The sequence below is a fragment of the Cryobacterium sp. LW097 genome, assembly GCF_002205495.2.
Taxonomy (GTDB): Bacteria; Actinomycetota; Actinomycetes; order Actinomycetales; family Microbacteriaceae; genus Cryobacterium; species Cryobacterium zongtaii.
Genome location: NZ_CP021994.1, coordinates 122,843 through 143,642, shown reverse-complemented (window position 1 = coordinate 143,642; position 20,800 = coordinate 122,843). Strand labels below are relative to the sequence as shown.

The following is a 20,800-nucleotide window of genomic DNA, read 5'->3' as shown; positions in this document are numbered from 1 at the left end:
CCCATGGGCGGTTTCAAACGGTGGAAGCAACAGGGGCTAATTCCTTCCTCGAGACTAGCTCGCTGAGCAGGTCGGCCGGGGTGCTCCGTTTGAGGGTTTTGCGGGGCCGATGGTTGAGTTCAGTGGCGACTTCGAGGAGGCGTTGAGCGCTGTGGGCGTTCAGATCGGTTCCTTTCGGGAAGTACTGGCGCAGTAAGCCGTTGGTGTTCTCGTTCGAGCCACGCTGCCAGGGTGAACCGGGATCACAGAAGTAGATCGGGACGCCGGTGGCTGTGGTGATGTCCACCTGCCGGGCCAGCTCGGTTCCCTGATCCCACGTCAATGAGCGCCGCAGCAGTACCGGCAGACCGTCCAGTGCATTGATGAGTCCGTCGTGGAGTGCGCCGGAGCTGTGGCCATTGGGCAGATGCACCAAGACGACGAACCGGCTCGTGCGTTCAACGAGAGTCGCGATTGCCGATCCGGAGGCGGATCCGACGATCAGATCGCCCTCCCAATGACCGGCGACCTTCCGGTCGTTGGCCTCTTTGGGCCGTTCGCTCAGCATCACCTTGTCGCGGATCTTGCCCGGCGCGTTCAGCTGTGTGCCCCGTGGTTTCCGGGCGGATCGGCCCCGTCGCAGGTGCCGGTGCAGGCGCACTCCGACGTAACCGCGGCTCTGAACGTAGAGGCTTTGATAGATCGACTCGTGCGAGACCTGCAGCTCGGCCTGGTCGGCGAACACGACCGCGAGGTCGTCGCTGATCTGCTGCGGGCTCCAGTTCTTCCGCAACCGCTCCTCGACGACAGCAGCGAGCAGCCGGTCGTCGAGCTTGCTCGGCTTGGGCCGGCCCGCTCGGATCACGCAGCGTTTCTGCGCGGCATAGGGCCGGTAGCTGCGCGTCGTCGGGTGGGAGTTGCGGCGCAGCTCCCGGCTGATGGTCGACGCGGAGCGCCCCAGATCCCGTGCGATCGCGCGAACGCCGGCGCCGCCCAGCCGCAGATCCGCGATGCGCAGACGCTCTTCCTGGCCCAAGTAGTGCCCTGACGACGCCACGGCCGGGACGGGTATTCGTCCGCCGGCGGCCTTGATCCACCGGTATCCCTGTTTGCGATTCACTCCCATAGATTCACATGCGGCCGCCGCCGACATGCCCTCGCGAACCCGATCCCAGAACAGGTTCTCGCGATCCTTCATGACCACTCTCGACGCCATCACCAACACCTCACTCATACGGTGTTGCTACGACCCCTTGAAGCCGCCCATGGGTAGCAAGACACGTGAGTTACGAGACGCGAGGAAGTTGTTCTGAGGTGTCGACACCAGCTCGAGGAATCGTAGCTGTGGTCGATGTGGCCCGAGATTCTCTGCGGCCCAAAGTGGGGCGGCGTGCCAGCCCGCGGGAACTAGCAGATGCTGGCGCTTAGCTACCCGGAGCCTTACGGTCGCAGTGGGGGCTGTGTCGGCCATTGAATCCCACCCAGAGAACGGACGATCATGTCTTTCCGAACATCAAGGCTCACCTTGGCCGCACTTGTACTGCTTGCGCTTAGCGCCTGCTCGTCTTCCGCTGGTGCCGACGAGGCATCGTCGGGGACAGGGGGAACTATCGATATGGCGGTCTCGGACACCTGCACTGCGGGGTCGGACTCTCAGTGCGTGTTGGTCAACGGCGACAGCGTGCTGCTTCCCTCCACATTCCAAGAAGCCGGCGTCAAGAATTCCAGTGTCGCGGAGAACGGGCAGAGCGCGGTCGACGTGACGTTCAACGATGACGGCGCGAAAGTTTGGCAGGAGCTCACGGAAGAGGCCGTCGGGGCAGGGGACTCGGCACGCCTACTCATAAAGATCGGGGACAAGTTGCAAGCGGCGGTCCGCGTCATGGACGTCTCGACGGGTGACCAGGTGCAAATCGCTCTTGCGCCAGATGAGAGCGCCCAGGACCTCGTCGACCTAATTCAGGGAAATTAGGCCGGCTGCTAATGCACCTCTGCATACACAAACCCAGCGATTCGCACGACATGGACGGATTCTGTTCGAAGCGTCTCGAAACCCTAGGGATATGAGACGTCTCACGAGCGTCATTTAGACCCCATCAACACTGGCGGAATTATGGGGCTCGGCGAGTCTCTTAACTACGTCGCGTAACCTCCTGCTTGAATCGCGACACTAACCGTTAGTTATGAGACACCCAGGAGCATCGTGACGAAACTGATCGGCTACGCGCGCGTATCAACGCGCCAGCAATCCACCGACCGGCAAAAGGTTGGACCTTCTGGCCGCTGGTGTCCGGCGTGATGACCTCTACGTCGACAACGGCGTTTCCGGTGCTCGCGCCTCACGGCCGAACTTCGACCGCGCACTCGACGCCCTCAAGGTGGGCGATACTCTCGTCATCACGACTCTGGACCGGCTGGGGCGATCGACACAGAACATGCTTGCCTTCGCTGAAGAACTCCGCGGCCGCGGCGCCGGCCTCCGCGTACTGAACCTGGGCGGCGGCGACGTCGACACGGCAACACCCATGGGTTCCATGCTGTTCACGATCATGGCCGCACTCGGTCAGATGGAACATGAAATCAAGCGAGAGCGCGTACTCGACTCGATCGCGAAACGCCGCAATGCCGGCAAAAATTTGGGCGGTCGCCCGCGGATCATCACCGACAGTCGAATACGCAACGCTCGCAGCCTCATAGACAGCGGTGAGCCAGCCGCCGAAGTCGCACGGAACCTCGGAATGTCCCGAGCAACCTTCTATCGGCGGGCGCGCGCCCTGGGTCTCCTGCCTGATTAGGAAGCACCTGAGGTTCGATAGCGCCACATAGCGATCACAGAACGCCGCCACGAAGCGCCAACAGTCACACATGGAGCGATCACAGAATGCCGGCATTTAGCGGAAACGGCGATCGCCCCACCTGTCCAAAACTCATTGCCGGAATCATAATTACCGAAAGCTAACTCTAGACGTTTTCGGCTAAATCATGTAAAATGGGAAGAATTGTCGAAAGGGCTTCCAATGACCGCTGGCTATGACGTTCAAGCGCTTTACCCGGACCTCTTCGAGGGCGTCGATGAGCCCACCGCGCGGCGGGTGGCGAGCAATTTCGGGAGCGATGCCCACGAGGGCCGTGAGGCATCTCGGCGCGACGTCGAGCTGGCTGTTCTCCTGGCGACGAAGAAGATTTCTCCAGAGCAGTTCCAGGTTCTCGCTTTCGCTGAACTCGGTATCTCTACCGACACCCTATGACGGCCGGCACGGAGCCTTTCGATACGTCGTTCCCAGACTTTCCTTCGACGCTGTACCCCGTTGGGGAGCCAGGCGGAGGGGTAGTGATGCGGAACGTCATGGGGATCCGCGACCGAGCGTTGCTACAGCAGGTCGAATATGTCGTGGCGGACCGGGTTCGTGATTCCATCCAATCGGGTGCGATCCCCATCGAGCGGACGTTCGACCTTGAGCACGCCCGGCAGCTGCACAAAGCACTGTTTTCAGACCTCTACCCAAACTGGGCCGGCGAGGTGAGGCCATTCGGAATGAACAAAGGTGGTGGTCAACCATTTGCTCAGCCGAACCAGATCGATCATTACTGGCGAAACGCCACCGAGGCGATCCGCACCGCGGATCTACCCGCCATCGGGCGAGAGGACTTCGTGTCAACGCTCGCCACCGTCTACGCGAACATCAATCAGGCGCATTTCGGCCGAGAGGGCAACGGTCGCACAGGCAAGCTGTTTCTTGAGCACGTTGCCGAGCAATCGCCATTCGAACTGGACTTCCACCTGGTCGATAAGGCTGTGTGGAATGAGCAGTCAGAGCGTTCCCGCCCCGAGCCCGGCTACCTCGGGGTGCGCCCGGCGGAGCTGGTGGCAGTGTTTGACCAGATCACGTTGGATCGAGCGCAGCCCGCGCCTGTTCAGACGCTCCCGCTTAGCCCGGAGCTGCAGCGGATCATCGATGTGAACAAACGGAATTTCCCGACGAGTGCGACAGAGATTGGCCGACCGACTCAGGGCAGTCCCGCCGAAGGACGGGGCTACCAGGCACCGGGCCAGGGGCACAGCACTGGGAAAGGCTATGGAAGGTAGCGGGTCGTGAGCGTAGTTGGATATACCCGCGTATCGACGCAGGATCAGAGTCTCAATTCGCAGAGCGACGCGCTCCGCGCGGCGGGTGCCGAGTTCATCTACTCGGACAAGCTGACCGGCAAGAACGCGGCTCGGCCGGGACTGGCCGAGTGCATGAAGTTCTTGCGCCGTGGTGACACTCTGCTGGTCTACAGCACCGACCGGCTAGGCCGGTCGATGACCGACGTCGTGACCATTGTCGCTGACCTGGGGGAGCGGGGCGTGGAGTTCAAATCGCTCACGGAACCGTTCGACACCACCACCCCCGGCGGTGAATTGTTCTTCCACATCTGTGCCGCGTTCGCGCAGATGAATGGTCGCATCATCTCCGACCGCACCCGCGCCGGCCTCGCATCCGCGAGAGCCCGGGGCCGGCTCGGTGGTCGACCAAGCGTGATGACCGCCGAACGCGTCGAGGTCGCCCGGCGCATGCGCGCCGAGAAAGCGACCTGGGCGACCATCGCCCAAACGCTGCAGGTCGGTGCATCGAGCGTGCGCCGCGCTCTCGCTGACGACACCGACGAACACGAATCGAAGGAGACACAATGACCGACGCTGCAGCCAGCAACGAAGACGGGTTTGACGCCATCGCGGCCGGGATCCTCGCGGACGAGTTTCGCCAGAGTGAGCGCGAACGCAAGTTTGAACGGGAGCTTGATATCTACCTAGACGGCGGGAGTTACGCCGAGGTCGACGGGGCGACTCACATCGATGACGGACGACTCGATGAGCCGACCGAAGACACCGCGCGACCAGGTGCAGCTGAGGGCTATTTCGCGGAAGCGCGCGCGAGGGCGATCTACGCGGGGGAGACGCCGCCCGCGTCGATCGAAGAGCTGCACGCGCGGTCGGCGCTGCCCGTGGTTGAGCCGGCCCCTGCCTCGCTGGATCCCGAGCTGCAGCGCATCGTTGACCTGAACGCCCGCAGCTACCCGACGAGCGCGACGGAGATTCGCGCGCCGGGCAAGCACGCCGCGCCGGCCGGGCCCCGGCATCTCGCCGAGAGCCCCGAGCAGGACCAGAACCACGACGTCGGTCGGTGACCTACGCGGGACGGTCGCCGTCCCAGGCGGTGTGCCGAGCCTCCCATTCGTCGACGCTCGACCGCAGATAGCGCACGGTCTTTCGCGACAGAGCGACGAAGGCCGGCCCCTCGCCGCGGTGCCTGAGCCGCGCCAGATCCCGGCTGCTCAGTCGCAGCCGCTCCGCGGTTTCGGCTCCGCGACCTGCGGCCGGCTCTTGGCTACTCCCATGAGTCGCACCCCAGCTCATCGGTCGAGCTGGCCGGCACGGTGGCGGGTGCCATGGCCACGGTTTTGATTCTGTCCGGGCGGAATCCCGACCAGCTCGCGGCGCCGACGACGACGACCGGTGCGGACGAGTAGCCGAGCTGTTTCACAGCGTCGAGCGCGCCTGCATCCGTGGCCAGGTCGACCACGATGTACGGCAGCCCCGCGTCGTCAAGCACTCGCGTGGTCAGGTCGCATTGCATGCACCCCGGCAGTGTGTAAACGGTCAGTGAGTCGTTCACGGTTGTTCCCCTCTCAGTCCGGAAGTCCATCGACGTCAGATCACAGATGGCCTGAACTATTCGATTTATCGGGGTGTCAAGGGCGACCGAAGGTCGGATTCCGTAGGAATCTGCGCAGCACCCTTTACTCCCGCGGGAGCGAAGTGCAACCCGTTCCACTGCAGAGCACTTCTTGGTTAAAGCAAAACTCCGGAGGGTACGACAAAGCCCCGCCGAGCTGCACGCTCTGGCGGGGCCTACTGTGTCGCTTCGTGCTACGAAATGGTCACTCGCTAGGTGCGTCCGTCACTGTGGGCGCATCGCGGCGCTTACGCGCCTTCGGTGCCGAACGCCCGGGCGCTCGAACGCCCGTTGCGCGCAGTTCCTTCTCAGTCCAGCCAGCATTTAGCGCCGCCTTCCACGCGGTGGCGTGTGCGTTGCTGGACTCTTTATGAGCCGCCTCAGCATCCTTGATTGCCTGCTTGAGTCGCGCATCTGCAACGTCGTTCTGCTTTGCCGCCTCAGCTATGGCCACAACCGCATTCACACGAGCCGACACGTCGGCTTCAATCAAGGCGCGTGCACGCACGGCCACTTCGTCGTTAGTCACATTTGCATCGCTCATACAGTCGACAGTACCGAGGGAATAGCGTTCCCGGCCAGACAAGTGCGAGCACTTGCTTTAGTTCACTCTCACCCTCGAATTCGCGCCGATGAAGTGAACCCTTTTTGGAGCAAGCTATAGAGTTACCGGTGGTAACTTGCTTTGAATCTGGACGCGGGGCGTCAGATTCGGCATACTTGTCGTATGGTCCCCCCGAAATTCGGGGGTTCGCTGCGCTGGGCCAGGGGAGTGGATGGAACATGAGCGACACGAATGAGGGTCGCCTGTTTGGCCGGAAGCGCCGCAAGAATGCGGACACTCCCAGGAAGAAGCACTACAGCGTTTACGTCTCCGACGCGGAGGACATTCAGCTGCAGACCCGTGCCGCTCTTCGAGATGTCACCGTGCCGCGGTTGTTGTTCGAGTCGGCCATGGATTCTCAGGTCCAGACCTCGACAGACCGCAAGCTGGCAATCGTCGAGTTGTTCGCCGTTCGTAAGCTGCTGGCCAGCGTCGCGAACAACGCCAACCAGCTCGCCAAGTTCGCGAACACCGAGAGCCAGTTTCCCGTTGAGGCCGAGTCGATCATTGCGGAATACCGCGCGATGGTCCCTCGCCTTTCAGCCGCGATAGATACGTTGGCCGACTCATGATGCCCAACATCACCCGAGGCGGCCAAATGGGTGGACTCATGGTCTACCTGGCCGGCGCCGGTAAGTCGAACGAGCACGAGGAACAGCACCTCGTCGCCGGAAACTCAGCCGTTGTTACCATGCACGGGTACGGCGTTCTCGACCGCGATACGGCCCTGGCCATTGCAAAGGACTTGGACGAACCGCGGGTGAAACTCGGAGTCGAGGTCACACGCCAGGCGCGCATCACTGATCCAGATACCGGAGAGTCGATCACGACGCGAGTCGCCGCCGACGTCTGGCATTGCTCGCTGTCGCTGCGCGCAGAAGAGGGGCAGCTCTCGGACGAGAAGTGGGGCGCCATCTCCCAAGACTTCGTGGATCGAATGGGCTTCACCGAGGCCAGCGGCAAGGCCGACTGCCGATGGGTTGCTGTGCGTCACGGCCTCTCGACGAACGGCAACGATCACGTGCACATCGCTGTCTCGCTAGTCCGCGAGGACGGCACCAAGGCACCGACACACAACGACTTCAAGCAAGCTCAGGGCATCTGCCGTGACCTGGAACGCGACTACGGCCTGGAACAATTGGAGTCGCGGGAACGCGGCATCGGTGAGCGCGGGATCAAGCCCGCCGAGCAGGCCCGGGCGCACCGCACCGGCACTGAGGTCGAGGCCCACAAGCTGGAACGCATCGTGCGTTCAGCGTCGGTGGCCTCCCTCGACGAGGGGGAGTTTGTGCGCCGCATGCGCCACGGTGGAGCACTCGTGCGGCCCCGCTTCGCCGCTGGACGCGACGACGTTGTGGCCGGCTACTCCGTCGCATTACGACCGGAGAAGGGCGCGCAGCCCGTTTGGTACGGCGGTGGCCGACTCGCCCGCGACCTGACCCTCCCGCGCATGCGCGAGGGATGGCCGGACAGCCCCCAGAGTGCCCAAGGCGCAGTGGACGAGTGGAGGGCCACGAGCAAGAACCCGTGGCAGTACCGCCCGGTCGCTCCGGGCCGGGAAGAGACGACGCCAGATCCGAAACTGTGGAAGCAGTACACCGACGAAATCAAACAGCTCCGCGTGCAGATGCGAGAGATTCCGTTCGAGGACCGCGCCGGCTGGGCGCACCTGGCCCGCGACACCGCCGGGGCATTCGCGGCGTGGTCACAGCGCGTCGAGGCGACGCCCGGACCGCTGGCCCAAACCGCACGGGACCTGTCCCGTACAGCGCAGATCCGCGCCCACGAATCCAAGCCGAAGCCCGCCGGCCGGGTGTCGGTCGCCGGGGCCACGATGATGCTGCTGCAGGCATCGACCCAGGGCCAGGGAACGATGGCCGAGGCGATCATGCTGCGCCAGCTCGCATCGACCGTCAAAGCGGTCATGGACATGCACACAGCTATCGGTGATGCCCAGCGCGCATCGCAGCTCGACCGCACGTTGCGGGAGCAGTACTCGCAGGTGCGTGACCGTCTGCCGGCTATCGTGCGCGCCGAAACTGGACAGACCAACAACGCCATGCCGACGCCGGCCGAAGGACTTGACCCGGAGCTAGCGAAGATCGTCCAGGCTGCACAGCGCGGCCAGGTCGTCCCCGGAACGGGCTCGCCCGTGCCGACGCGAATCGAGTCCCACAAGCCACAGACCACCGTCACGCCGAACGAGCGCGACGGTCACGAGAGATAACGAGGGGGCATCACCATGGCCGAAGAAGCAGACGGCATCGGCGACGCGTTCGACGGGCAGATGCGGGTCGCTCTGACCGTGGCCACGCAGATGGCCGAGCGTTTCGCCCGGCTCCGTGAGGAGCTAGCCAGGAACGCCCAGGCGCGCACCGAGCAGCAGACCAAGGAGCTACAGGCACGGTTCGATGCGGAGCGGAACGCAGCACGAGCCAGCCTGGCTCCCGTGCAGCAGCAAGAGTGGTGGAACACCGCCGGGGTCGACGACATTGCCACGGCTTACGAGACGGCCAACGCTTGGCGCACCGTGGATCCCGACATTGCGCGTACGTCCGATCGCATGAGCGAGGAACTGCGTGGCCAGTACGGCATCGACGTCAACAACCTGGACGCCGATCCCCTCGCAGTGCGAGAGGCACTAGCCCGGGCTCAGCAGGACCGCAGCGCTGCCGCGGAGAGCCGAGGCGAGAGCGGCAAGGACTACGCCGAAGCGGCATCGCTGCTCACGGTAGCCGACCAGCTGGACCGCAAAGCCGAAGAACGCGACCGCGACCAGAAGCGCGCCGAGAACACCCACGACGAGCCCACGGAGGGGCTGTCACGGAAGGAACTGACCGGCAAGGCAGACGTCACTCGCGACAACGCCGCGAACGCCTACGACAGCGCCGGGCGCCGCGAATCCTTCGCAGCCGACATGGAGAAGTCGGGTGTCGACCCTCAGCTGGAGAAGGTTCGCCTGGTTGCCGATCGAGAGAACGGCACCCACGCCAGCGCAGCCGTGGCGACCAAGCCAGGCAAGCAGCCCAAGTCCCGCACCAACATCAAGGCTGCCGGCCTGCAGCGCGAACGCGGCGGCCTTAGCCGATAGCGGGTGACTGAATCGCTGCATGGTTTGTGTTACGGCTTGTGCCAGCAGTTCACGTAGAACCCGTCCACCGCATTTTTTTAGGGCGGGTCTATCGGACATTGTCCTGTCCCGAGGATCCGGGCGTATCGATAGTCGGGGGAGTGCCAGCCGGCCGATCCCTCATCGGACTGCTGCAGGGATGTCCGTCCTATCCCGCTGAGGTCGACTCTAAACAGGTTGGGCGCGTCTTCATCTGGTGGACCGCTCTGCGCCGGTTGGGCTATGCGCCGCGGGCTGGATGCCGGCGGTGGGACGCTCAAATTGGAGTTCTGTCACTAATTCTCGGTCACTCAACCAGGTGCCGGCCGCAGGCGAACGCATTGAGACGAGTTCAGTGATCGCGCTGAAGTCATCGTTGAGATTTCGAGAGAAGATCGGCTCGTGGTGAGCGACTCGGTTACGAAAGTTCCGGATGAGTTCGAGGTGGTCGTAGATCTTCTGACGGACGCCTGATGGTGACGAGCCTGACGCATTGGGGAACAGGCTTAGGATCTGTTGGTCCCAGAGCCGCTGATCGTAGCGAGCGGTGAACATCTTTTGCCAGAAGACAAACTTGACCTCGGGGATGACCTTGCCAGCGGTCGGTTTCCCAGTGCGAGTGTTCCTGAGATCGCGGCGAGGATTGTAACTGCGCGACCTTGGCGGAGGGCTTTGAAGACTTTGTTCGAAGCCCTGCGACCAAGGCCAGCGCGCTCCGTATACGGTCTCGATTCCTTCCGCCGCTGCGTTTCGGGTTAGCACCTCAACAAAGTGGAGGGGGGAGCATGAAAGCGGCCGAAACCTGCGCATTCCAGGTGTAGAGCTCAAGGGCGTTAGCGGGGTTCCCCGGGATAGCTGCGTCATTAGTACTGATTCGGGGAATCGAGATAGCAGCTCTTATCTGGGAAATCACAGCTGCCTCCATAGTTTGAGCGTATACTGGCCGCAACGAGTCGTGAGACATGTTGGCTTAGGCCTCCCTCGCGGACATACGAAACGAACGGCCCTTCGGCAACGAAGGGCTGTTTTTCGTTTATCAGTGACTGTTGTTGAGGACGACGAGTGTCGCCCTACGGGGGAATGCGCGACAGGGGATCGGCTATTGAGGCGCGTCTTCATCAGCCAGGCCAGAGGTTGCTTTCAAGACGCGCCCGGAAAGCTGCTGCTCGGCTGGACACGCGTCGGGGTTAGGGCACAGCAAGAGAGCCAGGACTCGAAGCCCAAGGTATAGCTGATATAAACGAGATCAGCTGCCCCGGTGGGCGCCAACGCATCTTCGTCGCTCTGCTTAAAGATGTCCGTGCCGCGAGGTCCCGACGGTTTCGAGGAAGTGCAGGGCATAGCCTTGAGGCGCCTTGTATCCCTAGAGATAGGGGATGGAATAATAGATTGATTGAGCTACGAGGACGTGGTCATGTCAACCCAAATGGGACCCACGAGGGCAATCTAGGTCGGACCCGCTTCGGTATGACGGGGTTTCACGGGCAATCTAAACGAGACCCACCGTGGCTGCTTGGGTCAACGATTGGTCGGAGTTCACTGCGACAATTGGTTTATGACGTCTCTCAATGATCGCGGCGCGGCTCTCTTTTCGGGCCCGGCGCTTCTTCGGCGGGGGTGGACCCGGTGGCGGGATTCATTATCGCCTATTACGCACTCCGAGAAGTGATTCACATTCTCCGTCCGGCCGCGCAGTAGTCATGTCCGAGTGGTGGCAGATTCTCCTCAGCATCGTCCTCGGGCTCGTGCTCATTTGGTTAATCCTCGTGCTGTTGCTCTGGTTCGAGCAGCGGAAGCATCCTGCCCGGGCATCGTTGCTGGACCTGTTGCGTCTGGCGCCGGACGTGGCGCGATTGTTGAAACGTCTCACGAGCGATCGGACCGTGCCCGTGGGTGTGCGGATCTGGCTCGCCGTCTTACTGGTGTATCTGCTGTCCCTGATCGATCTCATTCCCGACTTCATCCCGGTCCTTGGCTATGCCGACGACGCGCTCGTCGTCGCGATTGCTCTTCGCTTCGCGACCCGCCGGGCTGGAAGCGCTGCGATCGAGCAGCACTGGCCCGGGACCCCTGCCGGCCTGCAAGCGGTTCTTCGTCTGGCCGTTCTGACTTCTTCCTCTTAACCGTCACTGGTTCAGGCGCTCGAGTGCTGTTGCCTTTGGGTGTGGGCGAGACGGTAGGAGTCGGTCCCGGTCTCGATGATGGTGCCGTTGAACATTAACCGGTCGACAATTGCCGCGCAGAGCCTCGGGTCGGTGAAGGTCTTCGTCCAGCGGGAGAACGACTCGTTTGAGGCGATCGCGATCGAGTTGTTCTCCTCCCGTTCGGTGAGGACCTGGGACAGCAGCTCGGCGCCTCGGCGGTCCGATTCCATGTAGCCGAGTTCGTCGGTCATCAGCAGATCGACTCGCCCGTAGCGGGCGATGGTCCGGGCGAGGTTCTTCTCGTCGGCCGCCTCGACGAGTTCGTTCACCAGCCTGGTGGCGAGCGTGCATTTGACCCGGAACCCTTTCTCCGCCGCCGCGGTGCCCAGAGCGATGAGCAGGTGGGACTTCCCGGTGCCGGAATCGCCGATCAAACACAGCGGCTGACCTCGACGGACCCAGTCGCCGGTGGCCAACGTGTTGATGGTCGCGGGGTTGATGTTCGGGTTGGCATCGAAGTCGAAGTCCCCGAGCCACTTGTCCCGGGGAAACCCTGCCGCCTTCACCCGGCGGACCCAAGACCGCCGGTCGCGGTCGTCGCACTCCGCCAGCAGCAGCTCTGCCAAGAACCCCTGATAGCTGAGCTGCTCCTTCTGCGCGACGGTCGTGGCCTCGTCGACAACGGCTCGGATCGTTGGCAGCCGAAGCCGCCGGCATGCCTGGTTGATCGCAGCGTTCGCCGTTTCCGCTGTCAAGCCTCGCCGCCGCCTCAAGGTGGTGGTGATGCTGGTCGTGGTGGTCATGAAGCTGTTCCCTTCTTGATGCTGGGGAGCATCCGATACCGGCATCAGTTACTCGCATGCGGCGTTGCAAGGGCCTCGGAAAGCACAAATTCGAAACAATCGAAACCGAACCGCTACGGCTTGAGCAACTCGGGATCCGGAGTTCGCGAACCAACCGCATTCAGCCGTTCGCCGGCTCGCAATAGCGGGCGAGCCTTCGCAGTTCATTCATGGCCGGCCACACCACAACAAGCACGAAGATGATAGACGAAGTGGCCAATGGAGTGAGTGCCAACTTGATCCGCAACTACAAGAAAGCTCAGCGACCGCTCCGCGCGGCCGAACGGGCCAAATTCCCCCACCTCCGTGTTGCGGTGCTCGACTCAGCTACCATCGACATGGTGGAGGTCGAACTAGACCGCGACGAAACGCGGATCCAACGCGTTTTGGATGCGCTCTCGACTCGTGGACGCCAATTCCCTTCTTCGGGAAAGTCCCTTTCACCTGCGGGGTGGGCGGGTGCGACCGATGTCCTCAACTGGTTACTGAAATCTTTCCCGAAGCTCGACGCACCTATATCAGCAGCCGTGCAGCAAAACCGTAGCTTCCGCTGGTCACCACCGGTGACGACCCACCATCCGACGACAGTGCTGAAGAAGAACAATCGGGAGCCGGCCAAATTTGCGTACGGCCAGTTCTTGAAGAGCATTCAGTACGCTCTCGACGGACGCTCAAACGCTGAGTACACCGCTGATATGGCCGCAAAATTCGTTCTCGACAGCCTAAGCGGCCAAACGACAGTTCACTCCGCACAGCTCGCCGTCGGAATTCTCACCTGCCTGCGCCACGTCGATGACATCGCTTACCTCCGCTGCGCGGTGATGGTTAAGAATCTGCGTAGCGTCACGCTGATCGCTGAGGAAGTATACGGCCTGATGCGGACACCATCACCTCGTCTACAATTTGAGCGCCCGGCTCCGCGCTCTATACAGACGGGGGAGCCAATGGTCTCCTGAACTGACAATTGTCTCCGAAGAGACATCAACGCTGATTGTTCCCGCGGCTTGTCAGAAAAATCCAGAACCCTGCCGTCATCGCTGAAAAACTCGCGATCGCAAACGACGCCCGTGCAAAGGGGCGCACCGCTGAGGATGCGGCACGCCTTGTGGGCTGGAGTCGAGCGACTCTCTACCGCCGCCAGTAGGCATTATCCAGCGAGAGCGCCTCGACATAGCGAGATGGTAGATGGTGGATATCACGGTCAATCGCCGCCGCCCCTCCTCGATTGCGTCGTTCAAGTTGCAGGGTCGTGAAGAAAACGTCGTCGGTTAACCGGCGACTCTTTCTTTCGTCATGGTTCCGAACGCCTTACAGTCTCACAACCAAGCCCTCATCGCCCTCGCCCGGCGACGCCCCGACGTCCTCTACGCCATGCTCCGCGACGGCACCCTCTACCAAACCGACCATCCACTCGCCGCTTGACAAAAACATGGGGGCGCCCCCTTGCCGGATCTGTTTTCAGCAATGAGTCTTGGGCACGAAGAACCATTACGGATCGGGAGACGTAGCCGTCGAGCGACGAAGTAATTCACCAGCACGATCAGCGACCCATGAAGAGGCTGCGCGCACTGCTGAACCATGCTGGGTGTCGAGCGCATTTCCGTTGGCGGACCAGGCGCTACGCTCGACAGTACTGCCGAGACAGATCAACCACGGTGGAGAACTGTTTAATCAGCAATCAGTCGCATTGGGGAGGGTCGTCGTGGCGGATAGCAGCAGGCGAAGCACACGGGTAGTGGGAATCGCACGTCATGGACGTCTGAAGCGATCCAATCCCTACGTGAACGTCCTCAAGCTGGTTGCGGTGGGGCTGACTGTGGCTCTCGTCAGCACGGCCTCGGTGGCCGCCATTGCCGTGTCGAGCTTCAGTCAGAAGGTCGATGACAATGCCATCGACATCGGCGTCGGACAGACCAATGCTCCAGCGCCCCAGCTCGGAAGCTACCGAGATGGGTTCAACATCCTCATGGTCGGCGTCGACAACGATGCCGCCCAAGGTGCCGCGTATGGTGAACGAGACGCGACTCTGAACGATGTGAACATTCTCGTGCACGTGTCTGCAGACCACACGAACGCGGTCGTGGTGAGCATCCCTCGTGACCTCATCGTGGCGCACCCCGAGTGCACAGACGCCGAAACCGAAGAGACTTTTGACGCCATGTCGGCGCGCCCCATCAATGAGGCCATGTCTCGCGGCGGATTACCCTGCGTGGTCCAGACGGTGTCCGAGCTGACAGGACTAGACATCCCCTACGCCGGCGTCATTACCTTCAGCGGTGTTGTGGAGATGAGCGACGCCGTGGGTGGCGTACCCATCTGTCTGAGCGCGCCTATCAACGATCCTGACGCGGGCCTCAACCTGCCTGAAGGGCCGAGCATCGTCGCCGGGGAGAACGCTCTGGCATTCCTGCGCAGCCGCGAAGGCGTCGGCGACCGCAGCGACCTGGCGAGAATCTCCTCGCAACAGATGTACATGGCCTCACTCATGCGCACCGTCAAGAGCAACGGCACGCTCACCAACATCCCCACTCTGATCAACCTGGCCAACGCTGCCGCGACCAATATCCGGCTCTCGACCAACCTGGCCGACATCGACACCATGGTCTCCATGGCCCTGGCACTCAAAGACATCAACCTGGATCGACTCCTGTTCGTGCAATACCCCGGCACGACCGACGATCCCGACTTCCCGAACAAAGTGGTACCGATACAGGATGTGGCTGATGAGCTGTTCGCCAAACTCGCAGCCGATGAGCCCTTCGCTCTCCCCGAGGCCACGGCAGGAACACCCACGGTTGAGCCTCTGCCCCCAGCAACGGATGAGCCCGCGCCGGAGACACCCAACGAAACCGCCGCACCTGCTCCGGAGACAAGCGCCCAACCCTTGGACGGGTTGGCCGGACAAACTGCTCAGGACGAATCCTGCGCCCAGGCTTTCACCGGGTGACACTAACTGGATCCGGGGCCCTGACTATTGAGCGCACACCGCACTGTCCAGGGCTTAGAAGCGCGGTAGCAGCGGGGCCCTGGCGATCCCGTAGAACATCGCTTCACCAGCGCAGAGAGGCTTGTCGCCACTGCCGCCAAAGGAGATGTTCACTGGCGAGAACCACGGGGCGCATCCCGTCAGATCTGAGACCCGAGTCCGTCCATGCGGCTCTCGGTGCGAATCAGCGGTTGAGCGGCGTGACCTTCTTGCGAAACGACGACGGCTCGGCCGTCCTGCCGTCTGCGAATCGCAGCCCTCCGGTCGACTCGTAACTTTGTCCGACCGGCTCACTCGTCACCAGCCCCACTAAAGGGTCTTGCCGAGTGATAGCGCGTGGAGAAAAAGGTGACGCATAGAGGATGCTTCGCCCTAGCATTCTTCGAAATTGGGGAAATAGCTTTGGAAAAAGTGAATATGTCGCGACTCGCCATCATCATCATCGGGGGTTCCTCGCCGTCGGCGCGCTCTTCATTTCAACGGCAGTCCCGGTCTCGGCGGCAACGCTCACCCCATCGGCCGCGGTACCTGTTCAGGTGGCCGTGACGGCCCCCCTTGTTCGCAACGGCGAAGTCTGTCCAACAGGCGGCCGGGCTGTTCAGGGCAAACATTGTTTCGGGGTATTGCCAGTCCAATAACGTCGGCAGCACGAGCTTCACCGGGTCCCTCCAATGCCGACTTCAGGAGGGTCCAGCTGCACGCAAGGATATACCGGCCGTGTCGATGAGGTCATGGGTGTGAACAGCTGGCAGGGGGTGCAGCGTTTTTTGGCCAAGTCATACGGGTACAAGGGCCCCATTGCCGGAGCGCCGGGAACCCACACCTACAAGGCGTTGCAGCGGTGGGCCGCAGACGATGGCCACAGGGGAACCTACACCGTGCCGATCGACGGGGTCATGGGCACTAAGAGCTGGACCGGCCTTGACCGCGCTACCGAGTACGACTTCTATTACCCGGGCGTCCGGCGGTAATAGGCGCTTTCAATCACAGAAGTGACGCCCGGGTTAGTTGGGACTATATGGTCCCTCTAGACCCGGCGTCTTTTCGTCTTTCTGGAAACGTGGTGGCGCCATCGCCAACGGGGAGATCCCCGCTGCATGCGCCCCCCCCCCCCCCCGCTTCGGCCTCAACGAGGCCCCATTGGGTGGGGTGCCCCTATGTTTTTGTCAAGCGGCGAGTGGATGGTCGGTTTGGTAGAGGGTGCCGTCGCGGAGCATGACGTAGAGGACGGCGCAGCGTCGCCGGGCGCGGGCGATGAGGGCTTGGTTGTGGCGTATGCCTTGGGCGATCTTGCGGTCGTAGCAGGCGCGTGAGAGCGGGTTGCGGAGCGCGGCGAATGCAGAGAGAAACAAGGATCCGGTTGCTCGTGGCAGTGGTCTGACCGACGACGTCGTCGTCGAAGCCGCAGAGCATGGAGAGCTCGGCGACCTGTTCGTCGGCGAGTTGCAGCGACCGGAGCGCGTACGGGAGGCTTCGGGCTGCTTGGGCGCTGATCGCGGCGTCGCGGGCGTCGGTCTTGACCTCACTCGCGTGCAAGTCAGCGGTGCGCCGCATGGCCAGGCCCGGCAGGTAGCCGACCAGCACGTTCTCAGCCTGGGCGACGGCGATCGGCAGTGGCCCCGATTGTCGCGGGTTGATCCACGACGAACAGTACCTGGCCGTGTCGTTTCAGCCGCCCGATCAGGTCCCGCAGCTTCAACTCATCGTTGGGCAAGGCCTTGTCGAAGAGTTGCTTGCCCGCCCGGTCGAGGGCGACCGAATGGTGTTCTCCCTGGCCAACATCCACGCCGATGAAGACGTCAACGCTGTCGTAGTTCTCGATCATGATGCTCCGTTCAGGTATCGTTTCGTCGGACTGAACCGCGGCAGCCACGTTGCGAATGGCCTGGAACACGTCCCGGTCCAGCCCCTATCAGCGAATACTCAATGCCAGTCAGTCCCGGTGACAACACCCCCCCCGGATCATGGACAACGGGGGGGGGGGGGGGCAAGAACCATGCCGGGACTGACAGGCCAACACCCTCACAGGACTACACGCCCAAGGGCTATGAAGAAAGTAACGGGACTCTGTGACCGCCTTGTCCCCTCGGGAATGTCACACCGCTCCGGACAGCATGGCTTGGCTCGCCCTCCGGTCGATTCGAAATCCTGCCAGATTGGCCAGCTCGCTGCAAGCCCCACTAGAGGGTCTTGCCGAGCCCTTTGAGGGTGGAGAAATATGTGACAAATAGAGGATGCTCATTCCGAGCATGTCTTCGACATTGGGGGAATGGTTTTGCAAAAATCAAATATGTCGCGGTTCAGTGCAGCTGCTTGGGGAGTCCTCACGGTCGGCGTGCTTGCCGTTTCAACAGCAGTACCCGCGTCGGCGGCGACGCTCACTCCGGTCGCGGCGACCTCGCCGGTATCCACGACTATCAGTGCGGTCCAACCGGCTGCCGGACTCATCAAGATGAACCCTGTTTCGGCATATTGCCAGTCCTCAAACGGCGGTAGCACGAGCTTCTCCGGGTACCTGCAGTGTCGACTCCAGGAGGGCCCCGCTGCACGCAACGGCTACACTGGACCCGTCGACGGGGCCATGGGTACCGCAAGCTGGCAGGGGGTGCAGCGTTTCCTGGCCAAGTACTACGGCTACACCGGACCTATTGACGGGGCACCGGGCTCCAACACCTACAAGGCGCTGCAGCGTTGGGCGGCTGACGGTAGCCACGGAGGCAGGTACACCGGACCAATCGACGGAGTCATGGGCACGAACAGCTGGTCGAACCTCGACCGCGCTGTCGGCTACGACTTTTATAGCCCCGGTGCGCGGTTCTAGGCGCTTACTGGCATAGAACAGACGCCCAGGTCGGGCGGAGCTACATGCTCCACTCGACAAGGGCGTTTTTTCGTGTTCCTGGAGCGCGCGGTGGCGCCTAGCTGAATGAGTCCTAATGGTCCTAGGCGATGAGGGATCGCTTGTTGGCTGTTCCGATTAGCCAGTTGTGTCAGATACCTGCGGCGAGGGCGAGTAAGCGGCCAGCAACGCGGGAGTAGAGCCCGGGGACGGGGCGGCCGCCCTGGTCTTCGAGGGTGAGTTAGCCCACTAGGGTGTCGAACACGGACTTGACCGATTGGCGGATGATGCCGAGCTTCCCGAAGCGTTTCTTCTCGTCTTTGCGGTCGTGAGGGATCAGGTGCGCGCCGAGGTTGTCGGTGATGAACGTCTCGAATTCGCGGCCGGCGAAGCCTTTGTCGCCGATGATGACTTGGTCGAGGTGGAGCAGGTGTCGGTCATGGCGGAGCATTGTTTCGGCGGGTTCGTGTTCACCGATTTTCGGGTTAGCCAGGCCCCAGATTTCGGGCATTCCGTCGGGAGTGCAGATCAGATAGAGCCGGATTCCCCCGACAGTGTTCTGCACCCAGTGCTCGCAGAAAGGCTGGCACCAGCGGCTGGGCTCGGGAGTCCACGCGAACGCCCTCATGGACCGGATCATCCACAACACGATATGGATCGAGACCGGCGACACCAATATGCGTGAACACACCGCGGACAACGCGGCGTGATCCAGGTCGGTGAGCGCGAGCTGAACCGCTGGCGCTCACCGGCAATACTCAGTGGGCGCTGAAGGGCAATCTCCACGCCGACATCGCCAAGGACCTCGGCGTCTCGGTCCCCACGCTCTACCGCTGGGTTCCAGCCCGCCAACAATGACGTTCACCCAACTAGGGAAGAGCGGATTCAACTCTTACCGTGTTATTCATTCCGTTTCGTGAGCTGACCCCGAGTACGTCACGCAGGAACTCGGCTACAGCCAGGCCCCGGTGGTGGTGGTCGATGAGCACGACCACTGGTCAGGCTTTCGGCCCGACAAGATCGCCCAGCACGGCAAACGAGCGGTATTTCCGTCTGATGCAACATGAGAGATCGCAGTTCTTGGGCCGCCCGCCGCACGAAGTCGCCAACCGCAGTGTTACTGCTGCACGGTACCGCCGAGCGCGAGGCGTGGGTAGAACGCTCTGCAACTACCTGGCCTGTCGCCGCCGGTTACGCATGGGGACTTCGTCATCCGCGATGCGACCGGTGGAGGGATGCCGCCTTTCGGGCGCCCTTTCCTTCGTCATTCCGCGCTACTGGGCGGGCTCCTCGCGTTGGGGCTGCGATAGCCATCACCGTCGCGATGGTGCCGAGGAGGACGAAGAGCCCGGTGTCACCCGCTAGGTACTCGTTGACGAGCACTGTCTGGTTGGTCAGCACGATAGCAGAGCCGATCCACGCGAACGCGACGTTGTGTGCGACGTGAGCGAGCACTACCGGCCAGACGCTGCCGGACAGAGTCCGAAGCTGGCCGAACAGGAAGGAGAACGCGATGACGGTGGCGGAGAACAGCGTGAGCACGATCCATCGGTCTCCGTCAGCGTGGTAGAAGGGCGTGAATAGGATGTACATGAGGTGCCAAATGACCCACACCACACCGATACCGAGATAGGCAAATTTCTCACCCAGCCACGGCACCACGCGCGGTTGTAGGTACCCTCGCCATCCGACCTCCTCAGCAAAAGCGAGGACCGTGCCGGTGATGCAGAGCGAGAGGAGGTCCTGCAAGGCGGCCGCGGTGGGTGCCGCGATCTGCGAGAAGCCGAGCACGACGGTCATACCCGCTGCCGTGACCGAGACGCCCGCGGTCGCGGCAAGCGCTACCGGCCACCAGCGGAGACCGAGGCGGGTGATTCCCAGTCGGCGCCAACCTTCCGCGCGGTATCCGTCCCGAGTGACCACGAACATCATCAGGGCGGTCACGAGCAGCGGCGAGATGGCGAGGACGAGCCCGCCGGCGAACGAGGCAGTGGACGCGGCGACTGAGGCGACGAGGACTACGTAGAGGATCGAACTCGTGCGGTCCGAGAGATTCTTGAACATGATTCCTTCGGTATTCGGATGCGTGGCGCTGGACGCGCTGCGCCGGACAAGAGAATGCAGTACCATGCACCATGGCGCCTTCCTAATCTGCCGAGCCGAGTCGGTCGCGAGCGTCCGGCGAAGGGATGACGTTCGGGACGGAACGTCATCCCTTCGGCGATCGCTACGCGCGGCCGGTCATCACCTGGTCGCTGCTCCCCGAAGATCGGCAGAGCGCGGTCGGCGCAGCTCGCCGCCCACAACACGAGCGCGTGATGGAATGCTACGACCCCTTGAAGCCGCCCCCGTTCACCGGAACCTATTTCGGACGGGTCTACCGGACGCGGCGCGGCCGTGTCATTCCGGGCGTGTTTGTCAATGCTCGCGATTGGGTGCACAAATATCCGGTGTTTTGTGCACACCTTGGTATCCGAGGCTACGTGCGGAAACGTGTGGTTGTACCCTGTGCCAGGTCTTTTCTCGACTCGCGACATCCGCCTTTAGAGCCGGATCCGTCTAAGGAGATGGGTTGAGTTA

Annotated in this window: 22 protein-coding genes and 6 pseudogenes; 17 read left to right on the top strand and 11 right to left on the bottom strand. The window is 62.3% G+C overall.

Annotation, left to right across the window (positions count from 1 at the left end):
• Positions 1-13: 13 nt before the first annotated feature.
• Positions 14-1,213, bottom strand: a complete 1,200-nt coding sequence (locus B7495_RS18575) for an IS30 family transposase (RefSeq protein ID WP_134497090.1) — start codon at positions 1,211-1,213, stop codon at positions 14-16.
• Positions 1,214-1,639: 426 nt separating this feature from the next.
• On the opposite strand from B7495_RS18575, the gene B7495_RS18570 reads away from it, so the two are divergent.
• The 6 genes and pseudogenes from B7495_RS18570 (at position 1,640) to B7495_RS18545 (ending at position 5,148) form a co-directional block, all read left to right on the top strand.
• Positions 1,640-1,951, top strand: coding sequence for a hypothetical protein (locus B7495_RS18570; RefSeq protein WP_134480602.1), 312 nt, complete (start codon positions 1,640-1,642; stop codon positions 1,949-1,951).
• A gap of 231 nt (positions 1,952-2,182) precedes the next feature.
• Positions 2,183-2,774 (top strand): annotated as a pseudogene (locus B7495_RS18565) (recombinase family protein).
• Between the two features lie 222 nt (positions 2,775-2,996).
• Positions 2,997-3,227 (top strand): hypothetical protein, encoded by a 231-nt coding sequence (locus B7495_RS18560; RefSeq protein WP_088458289.1) that lies wholly within the window; start codon positions 2,997-2,999, stop codon positions 3,225-3,227.
• Between the two features lie 98 nt (positions 3,228-3,325).
• Positions 3,326-4,066, top strand: a complete 741-nt coding sequence (locus tag B7495_RS18555) for a Fic family protein (RefSeq protein WP_205748757.1) — start codon at positions 3,326-3,328, stop codon at positions 4,064-4,066.
• Positions 4,067-4,072: 6 nt separating this feature from the next.
• Entirely contained in the window at positions 4,073-4,654 is a 582-nt protein-coding gene (locus B7495_RS18550) for a recombinase family protein (RefSeq protein ID WP_088458287.1), read from the top strand.
• Positions 4,651-5,148, top strand: coding sequence for a hypothetical protein (locus B7495_RS18545; protein WP_088458286.1), 498 nt, complete (start codon positions 4,651-4,653; stop codon positions 5,146-5,148). The genes B7495_RS18550 and B7495_RS18545 overlap by 4 nt, the downstream gene beginning before the upstream one ends.
• A gap of 1 nt (position 5,149) precedes the next feature.
• On the opposite strand, the gene B7495_RS19450 is transcribed toward B7495_RS18545, so the two are convergent.
• The 3 genes from B7495_RS19450 to B7495_RS18950 form a co-directional block, all read right to left on the bottom strand.
• Positions 5,150-5,377, bottom strand: a complete 228-nt coding sequence (locus tag B7495_RS19450) for an AlpA family transcriptional regulator (RefSeq protein ID WP_121678522.1) — start codon at positions 5,375-5,377, stop codon at positions 5,150-5,152.
• Complete coding sequence (locus B7495_RS18535) at positions 5,349-5,666, bottom strand: glutaredoxin family protein (RefSeq protein WP_088458285.1); 318 nt, start codon at positions 5,664-5,666, stop codon at positions 5,349-5,351. The genes B7495_RS19450 and B7495_RS18535 overlap by 29 nt, the downstream gene beginning before the upstream one ends.
• Before the next feature lie 235 nt (positions 5,667-5,901).
• Complete coding sequence (locus B7495_RS18950; protein ID WP_134480601.1) at positions 5,902-6,240, bottom strand: hypothetical protein; 339 nt, start codon at positions 6,238-6,240, stop codon at positions 5,902-5,904.
• Positions 6,241-6,479: 239 nt separating this feature from the next.
• On the opposite strand from B7495_RS18950, the gene B7495_RS18530 reads away from it, so the two are divergent.
• Genes B7495_RS18530 through B7495_RS18520 form a run of 3 tightly spaced genes read left to right on the top strand, consistent with a single transcriptional unit; the run spans position 6,480 to position 9,391 of the window.
• Positions 6,480-6,872: a plasmid mobilization relaxosome protein MobC gene (locus B7495_RS18530; protein WP_088458284.1), complete on the top strand. Its 393-nt coding sequence runs from the start codon at positions 6,480-6,482 to the stop codon at positions 6,870-6,872.
• A gap of 38 nt (positions 6,873-6,910) precedes the next feature.
• Positions 6,911-8,527: a relaxase gene (locus B7495_RS18525; RefSeq protein ID WP_240632540.1), complete on the top strand. Its 1,617-nt coding sequence runs from the start codon at positions 6,911-6,913 to the stop codon at positions 8,525-8,527.
• A gap of 15 nt (positions 8,528-8,542) precedes the next feature.
• A complete protein-coding gene (locus B7495_RS18520; protein WP_088458282.1) occupies positions 8,543-9,391 on the top strand; it encodes a hypothetical protein in 849 nt (282 codons plus the stop codon).
• Positions 9,392-9,619: 228 nt separating this feature from the next.
• Here the strand turns inward: B7495_RS18520 and B7495_RS19760 are convergent.
• Positions 9,620-10,334 (bottom strand): annotated as a pseudogene (locus tag B7495_RS19760) (hypothetical protein).
• A gap of 775 nt (positions 10,335-11,109) precedes the next feature.
• On the opposite strand from B7495_RS19760, the gene B7495_RS18510 reads away from it, so the two are divergent.
• Positions 11,110-11,532, top strand: coding sequence for a YkvA family protein (locus B7495_RS18510; protein WP_088458281.1), 423 nt, complete (start codon positions 11,110-11,112; stop codon positions 11,530-11,532).
• 11 nt (positions 11,533-11,543) lie between these two features.
• On the opposite strand, the gene istB is transcribed toward B7495_RS18510, so the two are convergent.
• Positions 11,544-12,356 carry an IS21-like element helper ATPase IstB gene (istB, locus tag B7495_RS18505; protein ID WP_088458280.1) on the bottom strand — a complete coding sequence of 271 codons (813 nt, stop codon included), beginning with the start codon at positions 12,354-12,356 and terminating at the stop codon, positions 11,544-11,546.
• A 209-nt stretch (positions 12,357-12,565) separates the two neighbouring features.
• Here istB and B7495_RS18945 point away from each other — a divergent pair, with 209 nt between their 5' ends.
• The 5 genes and pseudogenes from B7495_RS18945 (at position 12,566) to B7495_RS18485 (ending at position 16,352) form a co-directional block, all read left to right on the top strand.
• Positions 12,566-13,351 (top strand): hypothetical protein, encoded by a 786-nt coding sequence (locus B7495_RS18945; RefSeq protein ID WP_134480600.1) that lies wholly within the window; start codon positions 12,566-12,568, stop codon positions 13,349-13,351.
• 68 nt (positions 13,352-13,419) lie between these two features.
• Positions 13,420-13,539 (top strand): annotated as a pseudogene (locus B7495_RS19445) (recombinase family protein); the annotation flags it as partial.
• 149 nt (positions 13,540-13,688) lie between these two features.
• Positions 13,689-13,817, top strand: coding sequence for a hypothetical protein (locus tag B7495_RS19520; RefSeq protein ID WP_255416820.1), 129 nt, complete (start codon positions 13,689-13,691; stop codon positions 13,815-13,817).
• A 358-nt stretch (positions 13,818-14,175) separates the two neighbouring features.
• Entirely contained in the window at positions 14,176-15,342 is a 1,167-nt protein-coding gene (locus tag B7495_RS18490) for an LCP family protein (protein WP_240632539.1), read from the top strand.
• A 776-nt stretch (positions 15,343-16,118) separates the two neighbouring features.
• Positions 16,119-16,352, top strand: coding sequence for a hypothetical protein (locus B7495_RS18485; protein ID WP_134480599.1), 234 nt, complete (start codon positions 16,119-16,121; stop codon positions 16,350-16,352).
• A gap of 195 nt (positions 16,353-16,547) precedes the next feature.
• Here B7495_RS18485 and B7495_RS19755 read toward each other — a convergent pair whose 3' ends face one another.
• Both B7495_RS19755 and B7495_RS18480 read right to left on the bottom strand, forming a co-directional pair.
• Complete coding sequence (locus B7495_RS19755) at positions 16,548-16,733, bottom strand: hypothetical protein (protein WP_370028327.1); 186 nt, start codon at positions 16,731-16,733, stop codon at positions 16,548-16,550.
• Positions 16,663-17,206, bottom strand: a pseudogene (locus B7495_RS18480) (IS110 family transposase); the annotation flags it as partial. The gene B7495_RS19755 and the pseudogene B7495_RS18480, both read right to left, overlap by 71 nt.
• A 444-nt stretch (positions 17,207-17,650) precedes the next feature.
• On the opposite strand from B7495_RS18480, the gene B7495_RS18940 reads away from it, so the two are divergent.
• Positions 17,651-18,202 (top strand): peptidoglycan-binding protein, encoded by a 552-nt coding sequence (locus B7495_RS18940; protein WP_151199613.1) that lies wholly within the window; start codon positions 17,651-17,653, stop codon positions 18,200-18,202.
• Between the two features lie 169 nt (positions 18,203-18,371).
• Here B7495_RS18940 and B7495_RS18470 read toward each other — a convergent pair.
• Positions 18,372-18,767: pseudogene (locus tag B7495_RS18470) on the bottom strand (IS982 family transposase); the annotation flags it as partial.
• A gap of 4 nt (positions 18,768-18,771) precedes the next feature.
• On the opposite strand from B7495_RS18470, the pseudogene B7495_RS19440 reads away from it, so the two are divergent.
• Positions 18,772-18,930 (top strand): annotated as a pseudogene (locus B7495_RS19440) (ATP-binding protein); the annotation flags it as partial.
• 499 nt (positions 18,931-19,429) lie between these two features.
• On the opposite strand, the gene B7495_RS18460 reads toward B7495_RS19440, so the two are convergent.
• Together B7495_RS18460 and B7495_RS19750 are read right to left on the bottom strand one after the other, a co-directional pair.
• Complete coding sequence (locus B7495_RS18460; RefSeq protein WP_103461432.1) at positions 19,430-20,284, bottom strand: CPBP family intramembrane glutamic endopeptidase; 855 nt, start codon at positions 20,282-20,284, stop codon at positions 19,430-19,432.
• On the bottom strand, positions 20,239-20,757 hold the full coding sequence (locus tag B7495_RS19750) for a putative immunity protein (protein ID WP_370028325.1): 519 nt from the start codon (positions 20,755-20,757) through the stop codon (positions 20,239-20,241). The genes B7495_RS18460 and B7495_RS19750 overlap by 46 nt, the downstream gene beginning before the upstream one ends.
• Positions 20,758-20,800 lie beyond the last annotated feature (43 nt).